A 26,405-nucleotide genomic window follows, 5' to 3' on the forward strand; every position below is an offset into this window, starting at 1 on the left:
CTTTATTCACTGAACTTCTTCATGACCACGACCCCATTGGTCCCACCAAAGCCAAAGGAGTTGGAGATGGCGACTTCCGGATTGGCCTCTCGAGCGGTAAGGGGCACATAATCGAGGTCACACTCAGGGGCCGGATTATGGAGATTGATGGTGGGTGGGATGATGCCCGTATGCAGGGTCAGGGCGGTGAAGGCCGACTCTATCCCTCCGGCAGCGCCCAACATATGTCCGGTCATGGATTTAGTGGAACTGATGGCCAGTTTGGAGGCATGCTCCTGGAAGACCGTCTTTATGGCCAGGGTCTCGCAGCGATCGTTCAGCGGGGTGGAGGTGCCGTGGGCATTGATATAGTCGACACTCTCGGCGGCAACCCGGGCATCTCGAAGGGCCATGGCCATACAGCGGGCTCCACCCTCTCCGTCCTCTGGTGGAGCAGCGATATGATAGGCATCGCTGGTCTGACCATAACCGATAATCTCGGCATAGATCCTGGCCCCACGTTTTCTGGCCGTCTCCAACTCTTCCAGGATCAGCATCCCGGATCCTTCAGAGATGACGAAACCATCACGATCGACATCAAAGGGCCTTGAGGCCGTGGCTGGATCATCGTTACGGGTGGAGAGCGCCTTCATGGCACTGAATCCCCCTACTGCCAGCGGGCAGATCACCGACTCGGTGCCCCCGGTGACAGCCACATCACAGTCACCGTAGGCGATATGGCGGAAGGCTTCGCCCACGGCGTGGGTACCGGCAGCACAGGCCGTGGTCTGGGTTAGGTTGGGTCCCTTACTGCCCAGACGCATGGAGATATGACCGGAAGGCATGTTGGGGATCACCCGGGGGATGAAGAAGGGGGTGATTTTTCGAGGTCCCTTCTCCATCAAGACCTGATGGTACTCCTCAATGGTGGGCAAGCCCCCCATGCCGCATCCGGTGATAACCCCGATTCGCTCCCGATTTTCATCGGTAACAGACAGGCCGCTGTCTTTCCAGGCAAGTTCTGCCGCTGCAATGGCATACTGGACAAAGAGATCGAGGTTCTTCACCTGCTTCTTTTCAAACCAGTCTGCAGCTGAGAAATCTTTGACCTCTGCGGCAATCTGTGAGGCATGACCACTGGCATCAAACCTGGTAATCGGTCCAATACCGCCACGGCCATGGATAAGATTATCCCACGTCTTGTCGGTACCCGTACCAAGAGGTGTGACCAAGCCTATTCCTGTAACAACGACCCGTCTTTTCACGAAACTAACCCTTATTATTCTTGGATTTTAGCAACAAAATCAATTGCATTCTGCACAGTGGTGATCTTTTCGGCCTCTTCGTCAGGGATCTCCACGTCAAATTCCTCTTCCATGGCCATGATCAGCTCAACCAGGTCAAGGGAATCTGCACCCAGATCGTCAACAAATGAGGCGGCAGGAACCACCTTTTCTTTATCCACGCTCAACTGCTCTACGATAATATCGATCATCTTTGCTTCAACAGCCATTGTATTCTCCTGAATATTATATGTTTTGATGTAGGTACTGCTCAAAGCAACGCTATTCCTCCTGGGAGGAAGGTTGCTAGTTTCCCATATACATTCCACCATTGACATGAAGGGTCTGTCCGGTGATGTACTCGGCATCGGCGGAGGCCAGGAAGGCGACAGCTGCGGCCACATCCTCGGCTGAACCCAACCGATTCAATGGAACTTGTGCCTTAATCGCCTGCTGGACATCCTCTGCCAGCTCTTCGGTCATATCAGTGACAATGTATCCGGGTGCCACGCAATTCACAGTAACATTGCGTCCGGCAAGTTCTCTGGCCATGGATTTGGTCAGGCCGACCAGTCCGGCTTTGGCAGCGCCATAGTTGACCTGGCCGCCATTACCGACAAAACCTATAACCGAGCTGATGTTAATAATGCGTCCCCAACGTTTTTTCAGCATGGAGCGCATGGCTGCCTTACTGCAGCTGAAGGCGCCCTTGAGGTTGGTGTCCAGGACATCATCCCAATGGGGCTCTTTCATCATGGCCATCAGGCCATCACGGGTGATACCGGCATTGTTGACCAGGACATCCAGTCGGCCATGGTCGCTGATGATGGACTTGACGGCTGTCTGGGTTGCAGCAAAGTCAGAGACATTGAAGGGGCAGAGAAAGCCCCGGCCTCCCTGCGCTTCGAGCAGGTCCAGGGTCTCCTGGGCAGCGGTCGGGTTGGAGACATAGTTGATCCCGACCAGTGCCCCCATGGCAGCGAGTCGGGTACAGATGGCACGCCCGATCCCACGGCTGCCGCCGGTGACCAGGGCTACCTTATCTTGAAGAGTCACTCTTCACCTCCTGGATACGTTTAATAAGTGCCGGAATAACCTCGTAGAGATCACCGACAATGCCGTAGGTGGCAATATCAAAGATCGGGGCATTCTCATCACGGTTTATGGCAATCACGATATCAGAGGACTGCATCCCCACGGCGTGTTGGATGGCACCTGAAATACCGCAGGCAATATAGACCTTGGGGTGGACGGTCTTGCCGGTCTGGCCGACCTGGTGGGGATAGGGAATCCAGCCGGAATCTACAGCCGCACGGCTGGCCGCGACGGCGGCGCCGAGTTCTGAGGCCAACTCCCGAATCAAGGCAAAGCCCTTTTCAGACTCCAATCCACGACCACCGGCAACAAGGGTCTCCACCTCCTGGATGTTGACCTGTTCCTCCTCACTGATCACCGTCTCCAGGATCTCCACCTTGGAGCTGGTCAGTTTCTCGTCAAGATCGATGGACTCAACCACCCCCTTGCGGTTGCCGTCTGGCTCAGCTGCCACCATGACCTTTGGCCGAACCGTGGCCATCTGCGGCCTGGTATCAGGACATTCGATGGTGGCCATGATATTACCGCCAAAGGCCGGCCTGGTCTGCAGCAGCATCCCGTCTTCTTCCCTGATCTCCAGACGGGTACAGTCGGCGGTGAGGCCGGCATCGATCAGGGTGGCGACAAAGGGAATAACCGAGCGACCAATGGCAGTGGCACCGGCAAGTACAATCTCCGGCTTCTTCAGGCGGATGATCTTTTCCAGTGCATACCCGTAAGCATCTTCTCGAAACTGTTCAAGTGCAGGATGATCAACCAGGTAGACTAAATCGGCTCCGGCCGCGATCAGAGAAGGTCCGTGGGAGCCAATATCCGTCCCCAGCAGGACCACACTCAAGCCGACGCCCCTGGCATCTGCGAGCTTTCGCCCGACTCCAAGGAGTTCGTAGGTTACCGAAGCAATGGTCCCGTGGCGAAATTCGCCAAAGACCATGACACCTTGCCAGTCTGCCAGGTCCTGCTGCACCTTTTTCTCACCGACCTCGATGGAGAGTGCACCGACCTCACAGCTTTCCACACAGGCACCGCAGAGGGTACAGTTTTCATCGACAACGACACAGTCGTCCTCGCAGTGAAGGGCAGCAAAGGGGCAACCGGACTCGCAAATCCCACATACTATGCACTTGTCACAATCTATTTTCAGCATCTTTTCTTTTCTTCTATCTCTGGATCCGGGGGGAAGCGACAGGGACCAGCTCATCCTGCCTACAGGGGGCGCGCTCTAGAGATGCGCTTTCAGTTGTTGAACCAGTTGATCGACCTGTTCCTCAACCGTGCCGGTGAAAATCTGTCGATCACCGCGTGCCTCGGGAGAAAAGACCCGAACCACCTTGGTGGGTGAACCGCCGAGTCCGATATTCTCCGGCGCTGCCTGGATATCTGCGGCTGAGACCATGGGGATAACCGCCTTCTTGGCCTTCATCTTCCCCTTGAGGGATGCAACCCGAGGTTCGTTGATATCCTTGACCACGGTCAACAGGGCCGGTAGAGGCAGCCGTACCAGATCATAGCCATCATCCATCATCCGTTCCACTGTGATGGAGTCAGGGCTGGATGCACGGGTCTTCTGGACACAGGTGACAAAGGGAACGCCTAAGCGACAGGCAACGCCCGGACCGACCTGGGCAGTATCCCCGTCTATGGCCTGTTTTCCGCAGAGGGTCAGATCAATCTCCCCGAGGGACTCTATGGCCTTGGCCAGGGTGTAGGAGGTCGCCCAGGTGTCGGCACCGGCAAAGGCTCGATCAGAGACCAGCAATCCCTTGTCCGCGCCGCAGGCCAGGGCCTCGCGCAGGACGTTTTCCGCCTGGGGAGGGCCCATGGTGACGGCGGTCACGCATCCTCCATGTTCCTCCTTGAGCTGCACCGCCTCTTCAAGGGCATGGCGATCGTAGGGATTCATTATCGACTCCACTCCCTCACGGGCCAGGGTGTTGGTCTCGGGATCGAGTCGGACATCTTTGGCATCCGGAACCTGCTTGATGCAAACCACTATGTTCATGGCAAACTTCCTAGGAGTATTCTTTATTGAGTTCCTGGCCAACCACGTTGCGCTGGATCTGGTTGGTCCCCTCATAGATCTGGAGGATCTTGGCATCACGCATCATCTTCTCCACCGGGTACTCTTTCATGTAGCCGTAGCCGCCAAGCACCTGAACCGCATCGGTGGTCACCTTCATGGCCATGTCCGTAGCAAAGACCTTACACATGGACGAGGCCTTGGACATGTTCTTGGGGTTATTGTCGATGTGGCGGGCAGCGGCGTACACCAGGGCCCGGCCGGCTTCCAGCTGGATGGCCATATCGGCGAGCATATGCTGCACCGCTTGGAAGGAGACGATGGGCTTGCCGAACTGTACCCGCTGTTTGGAATAGACGACCGCCTCGTCCAGGGCTGCCTGGGCCAGGCCGATTCCCAAGGCCGCGATCCCGGGCCGGGAGATATCCAGAGTCTTCATCACGGTGATGAAGCCGGTACCCTTGCGGCCGACCAGCCGATTCTTGGGAATCCGGCAGTCCTTGAGGATCAACTCCCTGGTGGCCGAGGAACGAATCCCCATCTTGTCCTCTTTCTTGCCATAGGAGAATCCGGGATCACCGTCTTCCACCACAAAGATGGAGGCACCACGCGCCCCCTTCTGGGGGTCGGTCAGGGCAACGATGGTATAGATTTCGGCTTCACCGCCATTGGTGATCCACTGCTTGGTGCCGTTGAGGACCCACTCATCGCCATCCAGGACGGCCGTGGTCTGGATCCCGGAGGCATCGCTGCCGGCATTGGCCTCGGTCAGGCCAAAGGCTGCCCAACGTTCGCCAGAGGCAATGGAGGGCAGATATTGTTCCTTCAGCTCCTCGCTGCCGGCGATGAGCACCGGAAAGATCCCCAGGGCACTGGCGGCAAAGCTGGTGGCCACGCCGACGCAGCCGCGGGAAAGTTCCTCCATGGCCAGGGCAATGTCAAAACAGCCGCCGCCGAAACCGCCATACTCCTCGGGTACAAAGATGCTGAACAGATCCGCCTTGGCGATATCCTCCAGGATTTCCCTGGGAAATTGATTGTTTTCGTCAAGTTCTGCCCGAACAGGGATAATTTTCTCGTTGGTAATTTCCCTGGCAGTGTCAACAATCATCTGTTGTTCTTCTGTTAAAAAATACTCCACGAGTCTCTCCTTGGTATATTACCAGCGCATAAGTAATGACGCCCAAGTGAGACCGGCACCAAAGGTGCACAGCAGGACGACGTCATTTTCTTTGATCCGTCCCTGCTGGTTGGCTTCATCAAGCGCGATAGGTATGCTGGCGGCAGAAGTATTGCCGTATTTATCTACATTTACAAACAGTTTTTCATCAGGAACATCAAGCCTGCTCTGGAGTTTTCGCAGGATACGGATGTTGGCCTGATGGGGAATAATCAGGTCGACATCGGCCACGCTCAGGCCTTGCTGTTCCAGCAGATCGTTGACCACGCCACTCATGGCACGAACGGCATGTTTGAAGATATCACTGCCATTCATCCGAATCAGGGCACCCTGCCAGTCTTCGGGTTGGAGAGCAGGATTCTGGCTCTCCGGGCCATCCATGTGCAGCAGGTTCCACAAACGCCCGTCGGAGCGCAGTTTACTGCCGAAGATACCCCGACCATCGTCACGGCTCCCCAGGACCGCCGCACCTGCACCGTCTCCAAAGAGCACACAGGTATTGCGGTCCTCCCAGTCCACCCTGGTGGAGAGGGTCTCTGAACCGATGACCAGGACCTTCATCTCCGGTTGGGACGCAATATATTTGCTCGCCAGGTCAAGACCGTAGGTGAAGCCGGTACAGGCGGCATTGATATCATAGGCAAAGGCATTATCCGCCCCCAACTCTGCCTGGACAAAACAGGCTGTGGAGGGCATGATCTTTTGCGGCGAAAGGGTAGCGACAATGATCATGTCCAGCTCAGCGGCTGTCAGCCCGGCATTGTCCAGGGCCTTCCGGCCAGCGCCGGCAGCCAGGCGGTAGTTATACTCTCCGGCACCGGAGATTCTGCGGGTTTTAATCCCGGTTCGGCTGGTGATCCACTGATCAGAGGTCTCCACCATCTGCTCAAGCTCAGCATTGGTCAGCGTTCGTTCAGGGAGACAGGACCCGGTTCCCAGGATGACGGCTTTACACATATATTGCCTCAATCAGGCCTGGGGATTATCCAGGCCCTCTACAATGACTTTATTAACCTTGTTTCGCACCATGTCAGATGCGACTTCTATGGCATTTCGGATCGCGGTTGCATTGGAGGTACCGTGACAGATGATGCCGGTACCATTGATGCCAAGCAGGGGAGCGCCACCGTACTCTGCATAATCAACCTGTTTCTTGAAACCGCTGATGGCCTTCCGAATAAGCAGGTAGCCCAGTTTCGCCCTCCAGGTTTTCATAATTTCCTTTTTCAGCATCTGCATGGCAGCATCGGCCAGCCCTTCACTGATCTTCAGTGAAATATTGCCGACAAAGCCGTCACAGACTATCACATCCACATCGCCCTTGTAGACGTCCCGCCCCTCGACATTGCCGACAAAGTTCAGGGAACTCTCCCTGAGCAGGTCATAGGTCTCCTTGACCAGGGCGTTGCCCTTGCCGGACTCCTCGCCGATACTCAGCAGACCGACCCGCGGCCTATCAATGGTAAGCAGTAAACTGGAACAGGAAGACGCCATCACCGCAAACTGACAGAGATGTTGGGGCCGGCAATCCACGTTGGCACCGATGTCCATCAGCATGACTGGCTTTTTCAAGGTAGGAAAAAAACTGGCTATCCCCGGCCTGGAGACGCCCCTCAGGCGACCGAGCTTACGCACCCCGGCGGCCAGGGTGGCTCCGGAATTCCCGGCCGAGACCACGGCATCGGCCCTACCGTTTTTCACCAGATCAAAGGCGACCATCACCGAAGAGAGCTTCTTCTTGCGGACGGCATCAACCGGAGATTCATCCATGCCAACGACTTCCGGGGCATGCTCGATGGTCAGCCGGTCGGACCATGCTCCTCCCCTGCCCCCTACCGCAGTAAGGGTATCTCGGAGCAGGGGTTCTGGCCCGACCAGCACGACTTCAATATCACTTTGCTCTTCTACAGCTGCAATTGCGCCACGGATAAGCATTTCCGATCCACGGTCACCACCCATGGCATCAAGAGCTATTCGCACATCAACAACCTAGTTAAGTTCATCCTCTAATTGGATAATATTCTTGCCTTTATACACACCACAACCACTGCAGAGCTGATGGAGCATCTTGGGCTCGCCACACTCGGGACAGTTGGACACGCTGGGACCCTTGAGGCCGTCATGGGCTCGCCGTTGTCTGGTGCGGGAATGGGAATGTCGTCTCTTCGGTAAAGCCATGGTGTTCTCCTTATTCGTCTCAGCAAGGCCTCATGGTCAGACCTGCATCTAGGGGATAAAACGGTTACTATTTTTTCAGTTTAGAGAGTATTGCAAAGGGCGTTTCAACCGTATTCTGCGCACAGTTGCACTGCTCTGTGTTTCGATTGGCACCGCAGTGACTGCAGATGCCTCTACATTGCTCTGAACAGAGTTTTTTGTCCGGCAGGGAGAGGGCCACCTGCTGACGAAGCACATCTATCAGATCGATCTCCGGCTCCTCGAGCAAGACCGTATCCAGATCTTCCGAACCGCACTCCAGTTCCTTAAGGTTCCACTTACTATCGGCAATGGTTTCAAAAAGAATATGGTATTCAGTTTCAAGGGGATAGGCATAGGACCCCAGACATCTATCACAGCAGAGAACAGGGGTCAACTTCAGGGCGCCACTCATCTCCACCTTATGTTCATCTTTGCGGCGAAGAACGAAGGTGGCTTCCATGGTGCCGTCCTGGATGCTGAGATCAGCATCACCAATCTCGGCAGGATCATCTATTGTAAACTGATTACCGTTGGGTGAAATTTCATTAAAGCGGATGCGCATGAGACCCTACCACGTGGTAACAAGGACAATTTTCGTCAAAAGGTGAGACAATACACAAAAAAAAACAAGAATGCCATCGAAAAATGAGAAAAGAGTGATTCTGCACAGGGCTGAGATCGGCCTTGAGCAGGGCCCTTCCCCCTGTCCGCAGGCCTCAGCAAGAGCCGTTCATGGTGAAAAGGTGCCCCGAACAAAGAGGCACGGCCCCAAGGGAATCACTGGTCCTGCCCCTTCCCGGCCTGTTCGATCTGTTCCACTTTATCCCTGATCTTGACCACCAACTCTGCATAACCCTTGCTGTCGACGATCTCTCTGAACTGCTCCTTATAGTTCCGCACCAGGCTGACCCCTTCAACCACCACGTCATAGACCTTCCACTGTTCCCCCTTGAGCAGCATGATATAAGAAACCGCAATGGTTGAGCCGTTATTGACCAGCTGGGTCTGCACCTCTGCCCTCTGCTTGCGAATACGCTGCTTGAGATATACCACCTCCTGGTCGGTGTACTCCTGCACCTTGCCGATATAGGCATGTTGAAGCAGACGGGTAAAGAGATCTTCGAACTCAAGCCGCTGCTCAGGGCTCAGCTTCTTCCACTGGCGCCCGAGGACCCGTTTGGACATCTCCTGGAAATCAAACCGTTCCCTGGCCACATCGATCACCCTCTGGCAGAGGTCAAAGCGCTGCTGATCCTCGCTGGAGGCGTCAGCCAAGACCTTGATCATCTTCTCGATAAAGGGTTGCAACTGCCGTGTGGGATCCGGCACAGCATCTACTGCCAAAGGAGAAGAGAGGGGAAGCAATATCCCGGACAACAGCAAAACGACCACAACAAGGCGCGACTGGAACATGACAAGAGCTAACCACAAGGAAGAGAATAAGAACAGTGGGCGCCAACAACCGGCACCAACCAGAAATTGCCGCTAGAAATCCACTTCAAACTCACTGTGGTCGCGGAGCTTCCGGCGGACCTGCAGATAGCCGTCCCTGATGGCAACATAGGGATCAAAGCTGACTTCTTTCAAATCATCATAGGCGTTCAGGGACAGGGAAAGCTTGTTGATCTCCTTGGTGCCGTAGATCGCTGCCATGGTCCAGTAATCATCCACCCAGAAGTAGTAGGGCGAGAGGGTCAGCGCATCGACCACGGTGCCGCTGAAATCACGGAGGGTCGAAGGACCGAAGAATGGAATCACCGTATAAAACCCATCTCCCACGCCCCAGCTTTCCAAGGTCTCGCCCAGAGAGGCTTCAATCCTGGGAATGCCGAACTCCCGATAGGCTGGATCTCCCAAACCAAAGACACCGGCCACACTGTTGATCACAAACCTGGACAGAACCCAGCCAGACTCTTCGAACCGCCCCTGGAGGATACAGTTGACAAAGCGAATAGGCTCCTCCAGGTTACGGAAAAAATTCCAGACCGTGCCGCGAATATCGCTGGGTAGAACCTTGCTGTAGCCGGTGGCTACCGGTTTCAACAGATAGGTGTAGGCCTTGTCGTTAAAGGTGAAGATGGCCCTGTTCAGAGGCTCCAGCGGGTCTGCAACCGCAGGACCGTCGGCCTCTTCCTCATAAAAGGCGTCGTCAAGAAAATCGACCTCTTCCGCCTGGACCCGCCCACAACCAAAGCCAACCACCAGCAGCAACACCGTGGTGAGGATCACCGTCCTTATGCTCTGTTTTCGCTCCACGCTCTCCATCCACATAACCGTGCTATTTCACCTGCCCAAAGGCAAACTTGGAAATTAGGGACTCCAGATCCACAGAAGATTCAGTATCCACAACCACCTCACCTGCTGCATAGCTCTCCTCATCGCCACCCAGGGAGATCTGCAGATACTTGTCACCGATAATACCCTGGGACTTCACCGAAACGATGGAATCCAGGGGCACGGACAGGCCATTATTGAGTTGCATGGTCACCATGGCCAGCCCGTCTTGACTGAGGCGTAACTCCTTGACCGTTCCCACCCGGACGCCGGAGACCTGCACATCGGCACCGGTTTTCACCCCTGAAACATTATGAAATTCGGCCCGGAGCGGATAGGTCTTGGCACCGGTCAGCCAGGGCACCTCCCCTAAGCGGAAGGCCAGCCAACCAAAGGCGAGAAAGCCCAGCACCAGGAAAAGACCCACCACAATATTCAAACGGCTATGTCGCATCCAGCAGTCCCCTTATTCTCAAATTCTACCAGGGGTAGGTAACCCCATGGTCTTTTCAGCAAACTCGCGGATAAATGGCTTCCTGGAGTACGCTATCTCCTCAACTCGGCCAAAAACGTCAAGCTCGCCACGATTTAACAGGATAATCTGATCGGCAAGCTCGAACACCTGGGGGATATCATGGCTGACGATAATGGCCGTATAGCCCAAGCGCTGCTGGGTCCTGGCAAACAGATCATAAATTTCACGGGTCATCACCGGATCAAGGCCGGTGGTCGGTTCATCATAGAGCACTATCTCGGGTTCAAGCTGGAGCGCTCTGGCCAGCCCTACCCGTTTCTTCATCCCGCCACTGAGTTGGGCGGGATATTTTTGACCATGACCGCCAAGTTCAAGCTGGTCCAGGGTCTGCTCCACCTTTTCTCTGATACCTCCTTCATCCAGGCGGGTTCGTTCCCGCAGAGGCAGGGCGATATTTTCAAACACTGTCAGAGAGTCAAACAGGGCCGCGCCCTGGAAGAGCACCCCGAAACGCATACGCACCTGCTGCAGGGCCTTGTACCCCAGCTTGGGTACGTCCTGCCCACCCACCAGGATCGACCCTGCATCCGGTCGCAACAAGCCCAGGACCAGCTTGAGAATCACACTCTTCCCCTGGCCGCTGCCCCCGGCTATGACGGTGGTCATGCCCTTGGGAATGGAAAAGCTCACCTGATCAAGAACCCGGTGGCACTGATCGGCGCCACCAAAGGTTTTCACCACCTCAACAAAGCGGACCGCCGGTTCGGTTGACGAGTGCATAGTGTGCTCCATGGCTCCTGGACTAGAGTAAGATTGCGGTGAGCAGGTAATCAAAGATCAGGATGGAGATCGAGGCCAGGACCACGGCCTGGGTGGTAATCCTGCTGACACTCTCGGCCCCGAAGCCGGCACCCCTGATCTGTTGGACAAAGTATCCCCTGCCCGCACAGATCCAAACAATCAGCAGCGCAAAGACAAAGGATTTAATGATGCCCAGCCGAAGATCATGGTTGGTGACACTCTGCTCCATCCCGGCATAAAATGCCCCTCCATTTACCCCCATCAGCTTCACCCCGGCAAGATAGCCGCCAAAGATGCCCACCACATCGAAAAATGCGGTGAGCAGAGGTACGGCAATCAAGGTTGCCGCCACCTTGGGTGAAATCAGGTACCTGAAGGGATCGATGGCCATACACTCCAGGGCATCCACCTGTTCTGAGATCCGCATGATCCCGAGTTCCGCACACATGGCGGAGCCGGCTCTACCGGTCACCATCAGGGCGGTCAGAACCGGTCCCAGCTCCATGATCAGGGTCAGGGAAACTGCCGAGCCCAGTAAACCCTCTGCCCCGAACTTGCTCAGCGAATAGTAGCCCTGGAGCCCCAGCACCATCCCCGAAGAGAGGGCGGTAAAAAAAATCACGACCAGCGAGTCGGCGCCGATAAAGGCGACCTGTTTCATCAACTCGGCCAGTCGAAAAGGCCGCCTGAACAGACCGGCCAGAGAGAACAACAGGAAGATTCCCATATTGCCGAGATCGGTCAACAGATAGCTGAAACGATCACCGATATCGCCAAGGAAGGAGGAGAACCGGTTTATGGATTGCTGAACAACATTCATAGAGTATGCATTGGGCGCTGAGAACCAAGAAAGAGGCATTGCCAGGGTCCGCCGATCAAACCGCAAGCGGCAGTCACCGGGAGGAACCAGCTGTATCGACTATTCACAATCCGGACCGGAACGGTTTGAACGGCAACGCGTGGAAAAATCCTCAAGAAAATCCTCGGTAATGCCTATGGGGTCATCCGATGCATACAAGACCATGGTCTGGAGAAACATGAAGCTGTCGTCTTCCATCTCAATAAACTCCACAGCAACGCCGTCGGCTTCAATACGAGCCACCTTGACGTAGAACCTGAGAATCAGACTGGACTGACGACCGCTCTCACGGAGTTCAAGCTGGTAGTATCCCTTGGGCTGGACCCGGGGACACCCCTGAATAAACAGGCCGCCCATGGACAGATTACGGGCCGGAAACTCTCCAAGCAGGCAATTTTGGCTGCGGATCTTTACGGTACGGGTAAAGACCACGCGGGTATGCTGTCGTTTATCAGGGTGCAATTTTGGGGTACTGTAGTCCGCTATCATCTCAAGAATAGAACCAGCTGAGCTGGATTGGGCTAAATTAACCTAAATAACCTAAGTAAAGAGGGTTTGAGGCCGGCTGCCTCAAGCTGGGCACGGCTTTGACCGGCTGCCGCGACCGCATCCCGATTCATGCCAGGGCTAGCGCTTCCGGAACCATTCCTGGACATGGTTGATATGTTCCCGCATCGCGGTTTCGGCCCGGTCCGGCTCATGATCGGCGATGGCCTCGTAGACCTTCTGGTGCGCCGCAAGCACGGTGCTGATGTTGTCCGGGTCATCATAGAGGTGACTTAAATTTCTCTTGATCCCCAGAAAAAGCAGGTCATAGAAGTTGCGCATCAGGTGGATCTGGACCGGATTCTTGGTGGCAAAGGTGACAGCCATGTGAAAGGCGGCATCAGCTTCGCTGCCAAGGTTTCCCGTCTTGATGGTAGCCCTCATCTCATCGATACTCTTTGAGAGGTTGTGCAGGTCCTGGGCAGTGGCCCGCATGGCAGCCATCCTGGCGGCATTGCACTCCAGACCGAGGCGAACCTCAAGAAGGTCATGGATGGTCACCTCGTCCACGGCAATGATGGTGGCCAGGGGATTCTTTTTTTGACCATCGGGAGTCGTCACAAAGGTTCCCTGTCCCTGTCGATGTTCCAGCAGGCCAAGGGTTACCAACTTATTGATGGCGTGCCGCACCGTGGTCCGGCTCACCTCCAGGCTCCCGGCCAGCTCGCGCTCGGGCAGGAGCTGCTCCCCGGGCTTCAACTCTCCCCGGAAAATCAACTCTCGCAACTGCTCAAATACCTGGTCAGAAACCCGTTTTGGTTTAATTGGACGTAAATTCATAGCCTCCTCAGGGCAATTCTCAGGGCAATTATTTGGGCGAAAAACTGGGTGCGATCCTGAGCAGGCATCCCTTCGCTGCCTAGGCCCGAAGAACGCGCCCTCCAACCCTTTGCCTAAAAGCGGCGGCAGCAGGGCCTGGAGGGCCGCTGCCCCTCCGCTCCCTAAACTATCTCTAACGATCCCTGACGATCCTTAAAAAACCTGCAGCTCGCCTGCTGCCACTGCCCAGAGGCAGAAACAGGCTCTTAAGCAAGCGACCACCCCGGATACCCTATGGGTCAAGATACCGCGGCCATGATATTCCAGAGCCACCGCGCTTGCAAGTCAATTTCAGCACCAAGGGGCGCCTGACGTAGGCAGGAGTACGACCGTCAGTCATGCGCAGGGGCTCACCCCCTCACCCCTCCCTGGCCAATCAGGAGGCCCACGGTCTGGATAATCTCCGCTGCATCGGCGCTCTTGACGATCACGGCATCGGCACCGGCAGCCAGGCACTGCTCCCGGAGTTCAGGGTCATCTTCGGCGGTGAAGATGACAATCTTCAGCTGCTGCTCAAAGCTGATGGCCTGCAGTCTACGGCAGACATCCAGGCCGCTGATCCCCGGCAGCATGTAGTCAATCACCGCAGCAACAGGACGTTCCCGCAGGATCAGTTCAAAACCTTCCTCACCGTTGTCCACGGACAGGGGATGGTACCCCTCCTTCTGGAACAGACGGGTAAAGAGACGGGCGATCACCGGGTTGTCGTCGACAATCACAATCTTGCGGGGCACGGGAAGACCGCGGTCCAGCTCGGTACCCGCCCCTGGTGCGATGAACATGAGCTGATCATCACCCCTGATCATCATGGCCTGGTCAGGCTGCAGCAGGTCCAGGTCACCTCTGCGTACACCGACAATGGTCCCCTTGAGCAGGCGGCTGCCTTCAGCCACCGATTTCCCGGCCAGTCCGGACACCTGGTTGACCAGGATCCAGCTCGGCCGGCAAGACCCCGGGGCACTGTCTGTCTGGTCCGGGGCTGCGTCACCCCTGCCGGTGGCAGCCAGCAGGTCATCGGCAATGCGCCGGCCGGCAGAGTCAAAGGGAGAGATAATCGCATCAGCACCGGCCCGGAGGATCTTGTTGGCGGTCTCTTTCTCCTCGGAACGGGCGATGATGTGGAGGGTGGGGTTCAGTTCCCGGGCGGTCAGGGCAATAAAGAGATTCAGGGGATCAGAGTCCACCAGGGCCAGCAGCCCGCAGGCCCGCTTGATGCCGGCCTGGAGCAGCACCTGCTCCCGGGTGGCGTCTCCCTGGATAGAGGGAAACAGCGGCTCCTTACCCTGTTCAACACCTGCCAGGCCGGGATCGATGACGATAAAGTCCACCCCTGCCTCGGCCAGGTGCTGGGAGGCCACCTCTCCCACCCGGCCAAAGCCGCAGAGGATGTAATGGTTCTGCAAAGCAGCGATCTTTTTTTTCATTCTCCTCTCCAGGCTGTTGCCGCTCCAGACCTTTTCCAGCAGGGACGCGGCCAGGGAGTGACCGACAAAACCAAGGACCACGAACCCCAACAGAATCAAGGCAACGGTGAACAGCCGCCCCCCCTGGGAGAGCGGATGGGTCTCTCCGAAGCCAACGGTGGTAATGGTGATGACCGACATATAGAGGGCATCGAGCAGGGGGTAGTGATCGATCAGGTAATACCCTGCCGTTCCAAACAAGATGGTGCCGCTGAGCAGGAGGAGGGCGAGGATGATCTTGTCGACTTTAAAACCGGCCATCAGAGATATCCCCAGGGCAAAAGAAGCGATAACTGAAGAATCTGCTGTCGCCGGGACAGCTGCCTAGCCCTAGATATACCATGGTGGCAGAAAAAAAATAGTAAAAGATAGCACAGTGGCGGCCTGCATGCCCCCTGGAGCTCCGCAAACGCGGCTCAGGGCATGGGAGTTGAAATCATCTTCCGCTATCCATGGTTACAGGGTCCACGGCCCATGCTCATTGCTTCGAATCCTGGCTGTTGAAATGGTCAAAGCCGCCATAGTCGATCTGCTCCTCCACCACCTGAGAACCACTGACCGGCGTCCGAAGGATAACCCCGCAGCCCCTGCCTATCCTTCCCACCTCGTGCAGCTGGAGTCCACAACCACGCCCGATTTCCAGGATTGCACTCCGGGCCTCGGGCGGGGCAGTAAAGAGCAGCTCATAATCCTCTCCGCCCTTAAGGGCCAGTTGCTCAGGGGGAAGGCTGAGCAGAGCTGCGGCCTGGAGCAACTGCGGCGAAAGGGGCAGCCTGTCGGCATCGATCCGCCCCTGCACCTGGGAGCGTTTACAGAGATGAGCCAGGTCTGTCGCCAGGCCATCGGAGAGATCCATCATGGCGTGGACCAGGCCGCTGCTGCCCAGTCGGGATCCGAGTACGGTCCGGGCCAAGGGATCGAGGTGACGACTGCAGAGCGGACCATAGGCACCGTCCATGGGATCGACTCCGCGGTGGAACAGCTCAAGCCCGGCTGCGGCCTGGCCCAGATAATCGCTGACCCAGATGGTATCTCCCGGCCGGGCGCCGTGCCGGTAAATCACCTGATCGCGGAGCGCCGTGCCAATGGCGGTGACCGTAAAGTTGTAGCTCTCCGGACTTCTGACCGTATCCCCGCCAACCAGGAGGCAGCCATAGTCCCGGCAGGCCTCGGCAATGCCCTGGGAAAAGGCGGCAAACCACTCCCGGTCAAAGCCGGGTGGCAGGCCGACCGAGAGCAACATGAACTGCGGCCGTCCCCCCATGGCCGCAACATCGCTGACATTGACGCTGATGGTCTTGCGACCCAGTTGGTGCGCAGGATGCCAGCTCCGATCAAAATGGACCGACTCCACCAGGGTATCCATGGTCAACAACCAGTGTTCCTGATCATCTTTCCCGATAACAGCGCAATCATCGCCTATACCCAGGACCAGTTGTTCTGCTTCTCCGCCCACCAGGCCGCTGATATGGTCTATAATAGCTCGTTCGTTCACAGTTGGGGTACCTTCTCCGGGTAGTACTGCCGCAGGAAGGCCATCAGCTGATTCTGGACCTGGCGACCATCCACACAGTGGAGGATCTCCTGACCAAGGAGCTGTAACTCGTCGTAGCGCAGATGCCTGAGCAGTCGTTTGATATAGGGAATAACAGCAGGCCGCATGGACAACTCATCCACGCCCAGGCCAAAGAGAACCGTTGCACAGAGGATATCACCGGCCATCTCGCCACAGACCGAAACCGGAATCCCCTGGGCATGGCCGGCGTCAATGGTCTGTTTGATCATCCGCAGTACCGCAGGATGAAAGGGGTCATACATATGGGCCACATGCTGGTTGCTGCGATCAATGGCCAGGGAATACTGGATCAGGTCATTGGTGCCCACGGCTAAAAAATCGACCTCCTTGGCAAAGACATCGGCCAGGATCACGGCACTGGGGACCTCCACCATGACCCCCAGCTCCACCTGAGGTTCATAGTCCAGGCCATCCTCCTCCAGCTGGCCAATGATGGTGCGGAGAATGGCCTTGACAGCATGGAGTTCCGCCAGGGAGGAGACCAGCGGAAAGAGGATCCGCAACCGTCCGTGTACCGAGGCTCGCAACAGGGCACGCAGTTGCATGGAAAAGAGCTCGCTCTCGTAGAGGGAAAAACGAATGGAGCGCAAGCCCAGGGCCGGATTGCGTTCAGGGTCGAGCTGGGAAAGGTGGCCGGGCAGGTGATCTAAAAACTTATCTCCGCCCACATCCAGGGTACGCACCGTCACCGGATGAGGTGCCAGGGTCTCCAGCAGCTGCCGGTAGGTGGTGTAGAGCGCCGCCTCATCAGGGTGACAACTCTGGTGAAAAAAATCGAATTCACTGCGAAACAGCCCTATGCCCTGGGAACCGAAACGCAGGACCGAGGCCAGCTCCTCGGTCATCTCCACATTGGCGCTCAGCTGCACCTGGTAACCGTCAAAAGTGGTCGCGCTTAAGGGGATGTACTGCGCCAGCTCACCGGCTCCGGCGTTGAGTTCCAGGGCCTGTCGGCGATAGGCCTTGATCTGCTCAGGACTGGGGGCGACGATGACCGTACCGGCATCCCCATCGATGATCACCAGGTCGCCGGTGGCAATGCTCCCGGTGATGTGGGTCAGGCCGATCACTGCAGGAATGTTGAGGGAACGGGCCACAATGGAGGTATGGGAGGTCATCCCTCCCCTTTCAGCGAGCAGCCCCAGGATATTTTCCGTGTGGAGCTGCATGGTGTCTTCCGGGGAAAAATCGTTGGCCACCACCACCACCGGCTCCTGGCCGGTGACCAGCTGATACGGTTCCCTGCCAAAGAGGATCCCGAAGACCCGATCAGCAACATGCTTGACATCGGCATAGCGCTCCTTGATGTAGGGATCGGCTATGGTATCAAAACGCTGTTTGACCTTGGTCAGGGCCTGGGCCAGGGCCCACTCGGCATTGACGTTTTTCAGGCGGATGATCTCAACGGTCTGATCATAGATCATCCGGTCCTTGAGCATCAGGATATGGGAATCGATGATAGAGAGGGAATCGGCAAGGTCGTCGGCAAGGTTCTCCCGGAGTTGACGCAACTCCTGCTCTGCCGTGGTCACGGCCTGCTGAAACCTGGCTACCTCCTCCTGGATAAACTCCGGGGGCAGTTGATACCAGCCGGCCCTGCAGGTCTGACGTTTGATCACCACCACCCTGCCGACCACGATCCCGGCAGAGACGCCTATCCCCTGGAGCAGGGTGGAGCAGGCTGGTTCTTTGCCGGCAGAATATTGCTGCTTCTTCATTCAGGGTCGTTTGCAGAGTTAAAGAGGACGGCCAGCGGCGTCAGAGCTTCCTGGGCCCGAGCACCCATAATGGTGAGTTCAATGGTGCTGCCGTGGACCACGGCCAAACTGAGCACATCCAGGATGGAGTCACACGCCACCTCCCGGCCGCCATGGTTGAGCAGCAGCTCCAACTCAAAGTCCCTGCCGATTTCGGCCAACCGAGTGGCCACCCTGCCATGGATGCCTTTGCTGTTGGCCACGGTATATTGCTGCCTGACCCTGGTCATCGGACAATCCTGAACACATTACTGCCTTTGGCCTTGTCCTTGGCCTTGCCTGCGACCGCTTGCTTTTCCTGAGCAGCCGCCCCGCCAAGCGCCTCCGGGCCAGGCTGGATAGCAAAATCCACGGCCTGGATAAAGTGGCCGTTGCCCCCCATGGTGAAGGTCTCCTGGCCGTTAAACTGTGGAGTCCTCAGGGTCCAGGTAACCTTCTGGGGAGGTATGCTCAGCAGCTGCATGGTCACATGCCACCATTGATCCCGGCGCGACGGATCCGGCTCAATGCTACAGACCACTGCATAACTCAAGAGCTGGGGTTCCTGGGCAGCTATGATTACGATGTCGCCTTCGCTGGTGGTTGGTTTCAGGGGCAGTACCTTTTTGAGGTCAGCCACGAGTTTTTCTAAGGTCATCTCCATCCTGTTGGTTGGGCAGAGGCGTGGGCAAGGTTCAGTTGCCCTCGCTCCGGCCAAGGGTTCTGGTTGTAGGGGAATACAGGGTGAGCTCCAGGTGCAGATCCGGACCTGCCTGGCGCAGACGGATACCCTGGGAGCGAACATGGGCCAGGCTCTCAAACAGGGGAGTAACCCCACTGGTCAGCAGCAGCGCATGTTGCTCTGAAGAAATCTGTCCCATGGCCTCCTGGGACTCGAGTATCCAGAGCACCAGTTGCCTCAGCCCCTGGTTGAGTTGATCAATCCGGGTATAGAGCAGGAGGTTATTGGCCTGGGTAAAGGCGGATCCCACCCCGCGAAAGTCCGGGTCTGCCACCAGTTTAGGTGCCTGCTCATCGAACAGGCCTGCGATCATGCTGATATCATCGGCTACCACAAGCTGATCACCCCGAAGCAGATAGGCTGGCTGGATCAGACCGTCCGCCATGATCACTGAAACAGCCCGCCCTCCGGCCAGACTGGTGGTCCGGGTGGGCACCTCCTCCAGGACGAGGTTCAGCAACTCCTGTACTCCCAGCGGGTCCCGCACCTGGAACTGAAAGCAGAGCAGCGGGGCTCTCTCTGGAGCAGCGCCTGCCAGGTCTTGGACAAAAAAACTGAATTGAGGCCCAAACATATGGCTCAGGGTGTCGATATCCTTACCGGTATGGTGATAGACCTGTTGGCCGATATAAAAGAGTGCACCAGCCGTTTCCAGGGTCGGGGACCGGGAAAAGACCTGCCAGAGGGCCGCCGGATCCAGCCAGTTGGTCCAGAAATAAATCGAGGCCTCTGCACCGATCCCGGCCAGGCCGCGATTGTACACAGCAGGGGCAAGCCGGTACTGCTCCACCAGCCCTGAGCGGGTATCTCCAAAGCCGCGCAGGAGCAACTGCAGATAGTCCTGCCTTCCCGCTGCCTGGTGAGAGAAAAACAGACGCTGGCCGGGAGTGAAGCGAGAGCTGTGAGGGGCGGTATCCTCTCCGGCCAGGGAGGTCAGCTCTGCCAGCGGGCCGGGATTGGCATAGATCAGGACATCTTCCCGGCCCCGGATATCGGCCCTCAACTGCTGGTAAAGCGGATCATTGGCCAGGTTGAACCGGGGACGCAGGAGGCGCTCTGCCATCAGCTCAAGGCAACGCTCCACGGCACGGCGCTCCAGGGCACAGATAATGGTCGTATCCACCACGGCAACCACCAGGCTCCCCCCACCCGGACCCTGGATGGTGGTCAGCACAGCACCCTGATAGACGCTGGTTTCCAGGGAGCTCTGGCCTGCCTCTGCCCAGCCGAGAAGAACGGAGGGAGCGACCTTTATCCTGGTTCGGGCAATAAAGAGCGTATTGGCCGAGAGATAGGAGGCAGGGCTTGAAAAGGAGCGTTCTGCCGGCAGAAGGGCCAGGGCCGATTGACGACTGAACACCGCCCCAAAGAGGGGGTGACTGACCAGCCGCCTGAAGCCCTCAACCGCGCCGAGGATCCGCGCTCTGGTCCGCTCCTCCCCACCCAGGATGAGCAGCTTCTGCTCCAGCGCCGGCGCCAGCAGTTCCTGTCCCAGAGGGGAGCGTTGCAGGCTGGTGCAGGCCTGGGCAAGATCCCGCACCTGTACCAGGGCCAGGGTCTCCCGGGGGAGCAACTCTGCCAGATCAGGTCCTGAGTCGAAATTGAAGCTCAGATAAAAGCAGCCCAGGCACGCCACCACCAGCAGCAGAAGGCCACTGCTTATCTTCCTGAACCAGTGGTTCTTAACCATCACACCACCGGCTAAACAATCCAGGCCAAAGGCTGGCTGGAGCACCCCAGGGACGCCTCAAAGCCGCCACACCAGCCAGCCCTCCCGGGCGCTGGAGGTTTGATGAGACATCCCCCCTACCTGTCATACTGGACTCTCCGGTACTGCACCGCCTCGGCAAGGTGGGTGCTGGTCAAGGATTCCATGCCCTCAAGATCACCAATGGTGCGGGCTATCTTCAAGACGCGCTTATAGGCCCGGGCAGACAGGCCCAGGTTCTGCACTGCCGCCTCCAACAGGGCCCTGGCCGGCCGATCGAGTCTGCAGTAGCGTTCGATGCCGGCCTCATCCATCTGGGCATTGCAATAGACTCCCCGCTGGCGGGCAAACCTGTCCCGTTGAAGGCTTCGTGCCTGCTGGACCCGTTTTCTGATGGCCGCCGAGTCCTCACCCGGGCTCAGTCCGCTGAGCTTGGCCACCTCCACCGCAGGGACCTCAACATGCATATCAATCCGATCCAGGAGCGGTCCTGAGATCCGACTCTGGTAGCGCCGCACCTGTACCGGGCTGCAGCTGCAGCCGTGGACCGGGTCTCCATAGTAGCCGCAGGGACAGGGATTCATCGCTGCAACGAGCATGAAGCGGGCCGGAAAGTGCAGGCTGACCGCGGCCCTGGCAATGGTAACATCTCCGTCTTCCATGGGCTGGCGCAGCACCTCCAGGACACTCTTCTTAAACTCCGGCAACTCGTCCAGGAACAGGACCCCGTTGTGGGCCAGAGAGACCTCGCCGGGGCGGGGTACGGTGCCTCCGCCGATCAGGCCTGCATCGGATACGGTATGATGAGGGGCCCGAAAGGGACGATGCAGCACCAATGGTTGGTCAAGTGGCAGGGCACCCATGGCGGAAAACACCTTGGTGGTCTCCAGGGCCTCCTCCAGGGTCATTTCAGGGAGGATGGAGGGAAGCCGACGAGCCATCATGGTTTTACCGCTGCCCGGAAAACCGCTGAGCAGGATATTATGCCCCCCGGCTGCAGCTACCTCCAGGGCGCGCTTGACATGCTCCTGACCCTTGACCTCGGCAAAGTCAGGCCCCTGCTGGGGGCTGACAGCAAACAGCCGGGCCAGGTCGATCTGCACCGCCTGCAGCTGCTGCAGCCCACAGCACAACTCCACAGCCTGATCCAAACGTTCGATCGCGATGACCTCAAGGCCCTGGACCACTGCCGCCTCGTGGCCATTGGCAACGGGAACCAGGAAACGAGCCAGCCCCGCTTGCCTGGCTGCCAGGGCCATGGCCAGCACCCCTCGAACCGGCTTCACCGAGCCATCCAGGGAGAGCTCTCCCACCACCGCGGTATCGTCAAGCACCCCCTGGGGCAGAACCCCGGCCGCAGCCAGGATGCCCAGGGCAATGGGCAGATCATAGCCTGCCCCCTCCTTCTTGACCGAGGCAGGAGCAAGGTTGACCGTGATCCGGCGGGGTGGAAACTCATAACCACCGTTCTTAATGGCCGCCCTCACCCGATCCTTGGCCTCCCGTACCGCCCCCTCAGGCAAGCCTACCGTGGAAAAGGCGGGCAGGCCCAGGGCAAGGTCCACCTCCACCTCCACCATGATGCCGTTGACTCCGGCAACTGCGCCGCTGTTCACCTTGGCCAGCATGATCTTAAAGGTAGAGTTCCTTCATGGCAGCAGAATAGGCGCCGTTCTTGTGCTCATAGATGAAAAAGGGCGGCAGGAGCTCGCACTGTTCACCCCCGTTTTTGAGGGCCTCCACCAGCACCAGGCTGGCAGCGGCTACCCCGGGATAGGAGTAGACCACCTGGAGACGCTTGACCCTCAGGCCTTGATTTTCCATGGTCTGTATCAACACCCCCAACCGGGCAGCTGGGTAGACAAAGAGAACCCTCCCTCTGTTTTGTACCCCAAAGGCGGCAGCGCGGACAAATTCAGCGATCTTGCCTTGGGCCTCATGACGGGCAATGGTCGCCTCTGCCGAACCATTCAGCCTGCCGGTCTGTCCCTTTCGATAGGGTGGGTTACAGACCACCAGCTCAAAGGACTCCGGCTCCAGGTATCGATCCACCTCCCGGGCATCGCCCTGGATCACCCGGTAACGCTCGGCAAAGCCGTTATCCTGCCCGTTTCCCCTGGCCAGTCCAGCCAGGGCCGGCTGCAATTCCAGACCACAGACCCGCAGTCGGGGATGACGATGGGCCAGGATCAGCCCAACCACCCCACAACCGGCGCAGAGATCCAGGACCCGCTCCACGGGTGGCCGGATCCGGGCAAAGCCCGCCAGGAGGACCGCATCTATGGAAAATCGATAGCCCCTGAGATGTTGCCGACAGAGGAGTCGGCCCTCAAAAAGGGTATCAGCTGTTGTTGCCATCATCACCATCTAGAAGAGATGCCTCCCTGCTCCCAGTCCATGAACAGGGAAATCATACCCGGATACGGGCTTGTCTTGAGGGTACTGTAACTCAAGAGTTTTTTCGATCAGGATCAAAACCTGTAAGAAATTTGAGCAGAGGCAGATAACAGACATTTCGGGGATCATTGTTTATCTCTGTACCATAATGCAGAGATTGAAAAAAAAAGCAACTTTTCAAGCGGGCCTTGAGGTGCTCAGAAAAGGGACCACCAAGCAAAGAGAAGGGAGAACCCTGTCTCCCCAAACCAGCAGCTCCGGAGCCCTGCTCCACAATCCCTGGCACCCCTGTCCCGGAAATCCCGTTGAGAGCCGCCCACCCGGATGGCCGAACCCTGCGTTTCCCTTTCCCACCTCAAGGAGAGATGATATACTTTCTCTCTTCCCAAAAGCCATGTTTTTTTTTACCATGGGCCGGCTCTTTGATCAATCCTGCCGCCTGCTCCCCAGCCGGACGCGGGCGACCAGGGGGCCCGAGACAGAGGTGCTGAGACAGCGTTTCTCCCGGAGCAGCCGGCTCAGAGCCATGCCCGTAGCCCTGTCGCACAGTCAAAAACAACGCTGAGAATATACTCTATGGATATTTTTATTAAAACCCACTTTTCAGGAGGACATCACCTCCGTGATTACCCTGGTACCTGTGAACAGCCACACGGCCATAACTGGAAGCTGAAGGTAACGGTACGGGCAGATCAGCTCGATCAACTGGGCATGGGGATTGACTTCAAGGTGCTCAAGGCCCGAGTCAACACCGTGGTGGATGAGCTGGACCACTGCAACCTCAATGACCACCCAGCCTTTGCCGCGGTGAACCCCTCCTCGGAGCATATCGCCATCTTCCTCTTCAAGGCGCTGCAGCAACCCCTGGCCGGCGAACACTACCGTCTCTACTCGGTTGAGGTCAGCGAGACCGACAGCAGCGGGGTGATCTATTTCGGCGACTGAGCCCCACGGCTCCGCCCTACCCTGCCCCCTCCGGAGTTGAAAGGGAGGAAATATCGATTCCCTTTTTTATGCCAATATGCTCAACTGTTAGCAAACAAGACTCCCTCCAGCCCCAAACCTTCCAGAGACGATCATGGCACAACCTGCACCCCCTTCACTTGAAACAAGCTCCATCGGAATCATTGGCCTGGGCTACGTCGGCCTGCCCTTGGCCGTTGCCTTTAGCGGCAGGTTCCCCACCACGGGTTTTGACCTCAACCAGAAGCGCATCACCCAACTGGAGGAGCACCTGGACACCACCCAGGAGGTCTCCTCGGAAGAACTGCAACAGGCAGGAGAGCTCTCCTTCACCTCCAGGGTTGCAGACCTTACAGCCTGCAATGTCTATATCGTGGCCGTGCCGACCCCCATCGACGACAACAAAAATCCCGATCTCTCCCCGCTGATCGGCGCCTCACAGACCGTTGCCCAGGTCCTGAAACCCGGGGATGTGGTCATCTATGAATCCACGGTCTATCCCGGAGCCACCGAAGAGGTCTGTATCCCCATCCTGGAACAAGAGTCCGGCCTCGTCTATAACCAAGATTTTTTTGCCGGCTACAGCCCGGAGCGGATCAACCCGGGGGACCACGAACACCGTCTGCCCACCATCATGAAGGTAACCTCGGGCTCGACCCCGCAGACCGCTGATTTTGTCGATGCCCTCTACGGCGCCATCATCACCGCCGGCACCTTCAAGGCCAGTTCCATCCCGGTGGCCGAGGCGGCTAAGGTCATTGAAAATACCCAGCGGGACGTCAACATCGCCCTGATCAACGAGCTGGCCCTGATCTTCAATCGCCTGGGGATCGACACCCTGGAGGTACTGGAGGCCGCCGGCACCAAGTGGAACTTTCTCCCCTTCCGCCCAGGCCTGGTTGGGGGCCACTGCATCGGGGTTGACCCCTACTACCTCACCCACAAGGCCCAGGAAGTCGGCTACCATCCGGAGATGATCCTGGCCGGACGTCGACTCAACGACCACATGGGCAGCTATATTGCCGCAGAGATGGTCAAACTGATGTTGAAAAAACGCATCCACGTGGCCGATGCCCGGATCCTGGTCCTGGGCCTCACCTTCAAGGAGAACTGCCCGGACCTGCGCAACACCAGGGTCGTCGACATCATTGCAGAACTGGAAAACTACGGGGCCCGGGTGGATGTCCATGACCCCTGGACCGATCCCGAAGAGGCAGGCCAGCGCTACGGAATTTCCATGATCGAAAAACTCCCTCAGGCGCACTACGACGGAGTGCTCCTGGCCGTGGCCCACGCCCAGTTCGCCGCCATGAGCGCAGACCGACTGCGACAGCTCTGTAAGGAGAGGGCCGTTATCTATGATGTCAAACATGTGCTCCCCAGAGAGGTGGTGGACGGATCCCTCTAAAAGGTATGAACCTCCAACCTGCTTACTCCAGCTTGTGGCCGCAGCTCTTGCAGTAGCTGGCATGGGGGGCATGGAAACGGTCGTGACAGTTGGCACAGATGATGAAAGACTCTTCCCTGCTGGCAGTGCGCACCATCTCAGCAGAGACGATGCCGGTGGGCACGGCAATGATGCCGAACCCGCAGACCATGATGATGGAGGCCAGCATCTGTCCCAGGCCGGTCTGGGGAGAGATATCGCCATAGCCCACGGTGGTCAGGGTGACGATGGCCCAGTAGACGGAGCGAGGAATGGACGTAAAACCGTGGTCCTCCCCTTCAATCACATACATCAGAGAACCAAAGATCACCACCAGGGTGAGGACGGCACAGAGGAAGACCTCGATCTTTTTTCGACTGGCCTGGAGGGAGCGGATGATGATATCCGCTTCGCCGATATAGGCACCCAGCTTGAGGATCCGAAAAATCCGCAGGATCCTGAGCAACCGGATCACCACCATGTAGGCGGTAGCCGGAATGAAGGCGGTAAAGTAGGTGGGAAGGATGGCCAACAGGTCGATAATCCCGAAAAAAGAACGGGCATACTGAAGGGGTCTGTCCACTGCCAGCAGGCGGGCCAGATACTCCAGGGTAAAGATCAGGGTGAACAACCACTCCAACGCATTGAGCTGCAGGAGCCACTCCTCACGCACCAGGCGGATACTGTCCAGCATCACCACCCCCACACTGGCACTGATGGCTACGATCAAGAGCAGGTCAAACAACTTTGCCGCGCCACTATCCGACTCAAAGATGATCCGATATAGTTGTTCCCGCCAAGGACAGGTCGTGCAGGGTTTGATCTCCTTGTCCATGATCTCTAGATCCGCTCCTGCTTATATTT

At 57.4% G+C, this 26,405-nt stretch carries 28 protein-coding genes; 2 read left to right on the forward strand and 26 right to left on the reverse strand.

Annotated features, from left to right (window positions below; genetic code table 11):
• Window positions 1–2: 2 nt before the first annotated feature.
• From fabF to G494_RS22690, 25 genes are all read right to left on the reverse strand, one after another.
• Complete coding sequence (gene fabF / locus G494_RS0109080; RefSeq protein WP_028584281.1) at window positions 3–1,244, reverse strand: beta-ketoacyl-ACP synthase II; 1,242 nt, start codon at window positions 1,242–1,244, stop codon at window positions 3–5.
• A 14-nt stretch (window positions 1,245–1,258) separates the two neighbouring features.
• Entirely contained in the window at window positions 1,259–1,492 is a 234-nt protein-coding gene (gene acpP, locus G494_RS0109085; protein ID WP_028584282.1) for an acyl carrier protein, read from the reverse strand.
• A 76-nt stretch (window positions 1,493–1,568) separates the two neighbouring features.
• Window positions 1,569–2,318, reverse strand: a complete 750-nt coding sequence (gene fabG / locus G494_RS0109090) for a 3-oxoacyl-[acyl-carrier-protein] reductase (protein ID WP_028584283.1) — start codon at window positions 2,316–2,318, stop codon at window positions 1,569–1,571.
• Window positions 2,302–3,504 carry an FAD-binding protein gene (locus G494_RS0109095; protein ID WP_028584284.1) on the reverse strand — a complete coding sequence of 401 codons (1,203 nt, stop codon included), beginning with the start codon at window positions 3,502–3,504 and terminating at the stop codon, window positions 2,302–2,304. Before G494_RS0109095 ends, fabG begins: the two co-directional genes overlap by 17 nt.
• A gap of 75 nt (window positions 3,505–3,579) precedes the next feature.
• Window positions 3,580–4,359, reverse strand: coding sequence for an electron transfer flavoprotein subunit beta/FixA family protein (locus G494_RS0109100; RefSeq protein ID WP_028584285.1), 780 nt, complete (start codon window positions 4,357–4,359; stop codon window positions 3,580–3,582).
• A 10-nt stretch (window positions 4,360–4,369) separates the two neighbouring features.
• A complete protein-coding gene (locus G494_RS0109105; protein WP_028584286.1) occupies window positions 4,370–5,518 on the reverse strand; it encodes an acyl-CoA dehydrogenase family protein in 1,149 nt (382 codons plus the stop codon).
• An 18-nt stretch (window positions 5,519–5,536) separates the two neighbouring features.
• Window positions 5,537–6,514: a beta-ketoacyl-ACP synthase III gene (locus G494_RS0109110; RefSeq protein ID WP_028584287.1), complete on the reverse strand. Its 978-nt coding sequence runs from the start codon at window positions 6,512–6,514 to the stop codon at window positions 5,537–5,539.
• Window positions 6,515–6,526: 12 nt separating this feature from the next.
• Window positions 6,527–7,537 carry a phosphate acyltransferase PlsX gene (gene plsX, locus G494_RS22670; protein WP_035246008.1) on the reverse strand — a complete coding sequence of 337 codons (1,011 nt, stop codon included), beginning with the start codon at window positions 7,535–7,537 and terminating at the stop codon, window positions 6,527–6,529.
• A gap of 9 nt (window positions 7,538–7,546) precedes the next feature.
• Window positions 7,547–7,735: a 50S ribosomal protein L32 gene (gene rpmF, locus G494_RS26065; RefSeq protein WP_084456611.1), complete on the reverse strand. Its 189-nt coding sequence runs from the start codon at window positions 7,733–7,735 to the stop codon at window positions 7,547–7,549.
• Between the two features lie 67 nt (window positions 7,736–7,802).
• Complete coding sequence (locus tag G494_RS0109120) at window positions 7,803–8,318, reverse strand: YceD family protein (RefSeq protein WP_028584288.1); 516 nt, start codon at window positions 8,316–8,318, stop codon at window positions 7,803–7,805.
• 215 nt (window positions 8,319–8,533) lie between these two features.
• Window positions 8,534–9,085: an MlaC/ttg2D family ABC transporter substrate-binding protein gene (locus G494_RS0109125; protein WP_161629964.1), complete on the reverse strand. Its 552-nt coding sequence runs from the start codon at window positions 9,083–9,085 to the stop codon at window positions 8,534–8,536.
• A gap of 156 nt (window positions 9,086–9,241) precedes the next feature.
• Window positions 9,242–10,027, reverse strand: coding sequence for an MlaA family lipoprotein (locus tag G494_RS0109130; RefSeq protein WP_051305555.1), 786 nt, complete (start codon window positions 10,025–10,027; stop codon window positions 9,242–9,244).
• A 7-nt stretch (window positions 10,028–10,034) separates the two neighbouring features.
• The gene (mlaD, locus tag G494_RS0109135) at window positions 10,035–10,484 is read right to left on the reverse strand and encodes an outer membrane lipid asymmetry maintenance protein MlaD (RefSeq protein ID WP_028584291.1); all 450 of its coding nucleotides are present in this window, start codon (window positions 10,482–10,484) and stop codon (window positions 10,035–10,037) included.
• Between the two features lie 18 nt (window positions 10,485–10,502).
• Window positions 10,503–11,285 (reverse strand): ABC transporter ATP-binding protein, encoded by a 783-nt coding sequence (locus G494_RS0109140; protein WP_028584292.1) that lies wholly within the window; start codon window positions 11,283–11,285, stop codon window positions 10,503–10,505.
• A gap of 22 nt (window positions 11,286–11,307) precedes the next feature.
• Window positions 11,308–12,126, reverse strand: a complete 819-nt coding sequence (locus G494_RS0109145) for an MlaE family ABC transporter permease (RefSeq protein WP_051305557.1) — start codon at window positions 12,124–12,126, stop codon at window positions 11,308–11,310.
• Between the two features lie 99 nt (window positions 12,127–12,225).
• Window positions 12,226–12,654, reverse strand: a complete 429-nt coding sequence (locus G494_RS0109150; protein WP_084456615.1) for a PilZ domain-containing protein — start codon at window positions 12,652–12,654, stop codon at window positions 12,226–12,228.
• Between the two features lie 138 nt (window positions 12,655–12,792).
• Window positions 12,793–13,491 carry a FadR/GntR family transcriptional regulator gene (locus G494_RS0109155; RefSeq protein ID WP_028584295.1) on the reverse strand — a complete coding sequence of 233 codons (699 nt, stop codon included), beginning with the start codon at window positions 13,489–13,491 and terminating at the stop codon, window positions 12,793–12,795.
• A gap of 389 nt (window positions 13,492–13,880) precedes the next feature.
• Window positions 13,881–15,254, reverse strand: a complete 1,374-nt coding sequence (locus tag G494_RS25340; RefSeq protein WP_028584296.1) for an NAD-binding protein — start codon at window positions 15,252–15,254, stop codon at window positions 13,881–13,883.
• Between the two features lie 217 nt (window positions 15,255–15,471).
• Window positions 15,472–16,488, reverse strand: coding sequence for a thiamine-phosphate kinase (gene thiL / locus G494_RS22680; RefSeq protein ID WP_051305558.1), 1,017 nt, complete (start codon window positions 16,486–16,488; stop codon window positions 15,472–15,474).
• Window positions 16,485–18,287, reverse strand: a complete 1,803-nt coding sequence (gene ptsP, locus G494_RS22685) for a phosphoenolpyruvate--protein phosphotransferase (protein ID WP_051305559.1) — start codon at window positions 18,285–18,287, stop codon at window positions 16,485–16,487. Before ptsP ends, thiL begins: the two co-directional genes overlap by 4 nt.
• On the reverse strand, window positions 18,284–18,556 hold the full coding sequence (locus tag G494_RS0109175; RefSeq protein WP_028584297.1) for an HPr family phosphocarrier protein: 273 nt from the start codon (window positions 18,554–18,556) through the stop codon (window positions 18,284–18,286). The genes ptsP and G494_RS0109175 overlap by 4 nt, the downstream gene beginning before the upstream one ends.
• Window positions 18,553–18,963, reverse strand: coding sequence for a hypothetical protein (locus G494_RS0109180; RefSeq protein WP_035246010.1), 411 nt, complete (start codon window positions 18,961–18,963; stop codon window positions 18,553–18,555). Before G494_RS0109180 ends, G494_RS0109175 begins: the two co-directional genes overlap by 4 nt.
• A 37-nt stretch (window positions 18,964–19,000) precedes the next feature.
• Window positions 19,001–20,737, reverse strand: coding sequence for a hypothetical protein (locus G494_RS0109185; protein WP_028584299.1), 1,737 nt, complete (start codon window positions 20,735–20,737; stop codon window positions 19,001–19,003).
• 116 nt (window positions 20,738–20,853) lie between these two features.
• Window positions 20,854–22,383, reverse strand: coding sequence for a YifB family Mg chelatase-like AAA ATPase (locus G494_RS0109190; RefSeq protein ID WP_028584300.1), 1,530 nt, complete (start codon window positions 22,381–22,383; stop codon window positions 20,854–20,856).
• Between the two features lie 4 nt (window positions 22,384–22,387).
• The gene (locus G494_RS22690) at window positions 22,388–23,116 is read right to left on the reverse strand and encodes a tRNA1(Val) (adenine(37)-N6)-methyltransferase (protein WP_161629965.1); all 729 of its coding nucleotides are present in this window, start codon (window positions 23,114–23,116) and stop codon (window positions 22,388–22,390) included.
• A gap of 612 nt (window positions 23,117–23,728) precedes the next feature.
• On the opposite strand from G494_RS22690, the gene queD reads away from it, so the two are divergent.
• Complete coding sequence (gene queD / locus G494_RS0109210; RefSeq protein WP_028584301.1) at window positions 23,729–24,097, forward strand: 6-carboxytetrahydropterin synthase QueD; 369 nt, start codon at window positions 23,729–23,731, stop codon at window positions 24,095–24,097.
• A 133-nt stretch (window positions 24,098–24,230) separates the two neighbouring features.
• On the forward strand, window positions 24,231–25,523 hold the full coding sequence (gene tviB / locus G494_RS0109215) for a Vi polysaccharide biosynthesis UDP-N-acetylglucosamine C-6 dehydrogenase TviB (RefSeq protein ID WP_035246013.1): 1,293 nt from the start codon (window positions 24,231–24,233) through the stop codon (window positions 25,521–25,523).
• Window positions 25,524–25,545: 22 nt separating this feature from the next.
• Here the strand turns inward: tviB and G494_RS0109220 are convergent, their stop codons facing one another.
• Window positions 25,546–26,376 carry an ion transporter gene (locus tag G494_RS0109220; protein ID WP_028584303.1) on the reverse strand — a complete coding sequence of 277 codons (831 nt, stop codon included), beginning with the start codon at window positions 26,374–26,376 and terminating at the stop codon, window positions 25,546–25,548.
• Between the last annotated feature and the right edge of the window lie 29 nt (window positions 26,377–26,405).

This window comes from Desulfogranum mediterraneum DSM 13871, assembly GCF_000429965.1.
Classification (GTDB): domain Bacteria; phylum Desulfobacterota; class Desulfobulbia; order Desulfobulbales; family Desulfobulbaceae; genus Desulfogranum; species Desulfogranum mediterraneum.

Coding starts and splice junctions, on each gene's coding strand:
- acpP (WP_028584282.1), bottom strand. CDS start 1,492: ATGGCTGTTGAAGCAAAGATGATCGATATTATCGTAGAGCAGTTGAGC.
- G494_RS0109095 (WP_028584284.1), bottom strand. CDS start 3,504: ATGCTGAAAATAGATTGTGACAAGTGCATAGTATGTGGGATTTGCGAG.
- G494_RS0109100 (WP_028584285.1), bottom strand. CDS start 4,359: ATGAACATAGTGGTTTGCATCAAGCAGGTTCCGGATGCCAAAGATGTC.
- G494_RS0109110 (WP_028584287.1), bottom strand. CDS start 6,514: ATGTGTAAAGCCGTCATCCTGGGAACCGGGTCCTGTCTCCCTGAACGA.
- rpmF (WP_084456611.1), bottom strand. CDS start 7,735: ATGGCTTTACCGAAGAGACGACATTCCCATTCCCGCACCAGACAACGG.
- G494_RS0109120 (WP_028584288.1), bottom strand. CDS start 8,318: ATGCGCATCCGCTTTAATGAAATTTCACCCAACGGTAATCAGTTTACA.
- G494_RS0109130 (WP_051305555.1), bottom strand. CDS start 10,027: ATGTGGATGGAGAGCGTGGAGCGAAAACAGAGCATAAGGACGGTGATC.
- mlaD (WP_028584291.1), bottom strand. CDS start 10,484: ATGCGACATAGCCGTTTGAATATTGTGGTGGGTCTTTTCCTGGTGCTG.
- G494_RS0109140 (WP_028584292.1), bottom strand. CDS start 11,285: ATGCACTCGTCAACCGAACCGGCGGTCCGCTTTGTTGAGGTGGTGAAA.
- G494_RS0109145 (WP_051305557.1), bottom strand. CDS start 12,126: ATGAATGTTGTTCAGCAATCCATAAACCGGTTCTCCTCCTTCCTTGGC.
- G494_RS0109150 (WP_084456615.1), bottom strand. CDS start 12,654: ATGATAGCGGACTACAGTACCCCAAAATTGCACCCTGATAAACGACAG.
- G494_RS0109155 (WP_028584295.1), bottom strand. CDS start 13,491: ATGAATTTACGTCCAATTAAACCAAAACGGGTTTCTGACCAGGTATTT.
- G494_RS25340 (WP_028584296.1), bottom strand. CDS start 15,254: ATGGCCGGTTTTAAAGTCGACAAGATCATCCTCGCCCTCCTCCTGCTC.
- ptsP (WP_051305559.1), bottom strand. CDS start 18,287: ATGAAGAAGCAGCAATATTCTGCCGGCAAAGAACCAGCCTGCTCCACC.
- G494_RS0109175 (WP_028584297.1), bottom strand. CDS start 18,556: ATGACCAGGGTCAGGCAGCAATATACCGTGGCCAACAGCAAAGGCATC.
- G494_RS0109180 (WP_035246010.1), bottom strand. CDS start 18,963: ATGACCTTAGAAAAACTCGTGGCTGACCTCAAAAAGGTACTGCCCCTG.
- G494_RS0109185 (WP_028584299.1), bottom strand. CDS start 20,737: ATGGTTAAGAACCACTGGTTCAGGAAGATAAGCAGTGGCCTTCTGCTG.
- G494_RS0109190 (WP_028584300.1), bottom strand. CDS start 22,383: ATGCTGGCCAAGGTGAACAGCGGCGCAGTTGCCGGAGTCAACGGCATC.
- G494_RS22690 (WP_161629965.1), bottom strand. CDS start 23,116: ATGATGGCAACAACAGCTGATACCCTTTTTGAGGGCCGACTCCTCTGT.
- queD (WP_028584301.1), top strand. CDS start 23,729: ATGGATATTTTTATTAAAACCCACTTTTCAGGAGGACATCACCTCCGT.
- tviB (WP_035246013.1), top strand. CDS start 24,231: ATGGCACAACCTGCACCCCCTTCACTTGAAACAAGCTCCATCGGAATC.
- G494_RS0109220 (WP_028584303.1), bottom strand. CDS start 26,376: ATGGACAAGGAGATCAAACCCTGCACGACCTGTCCTTGGCGGGAACAA.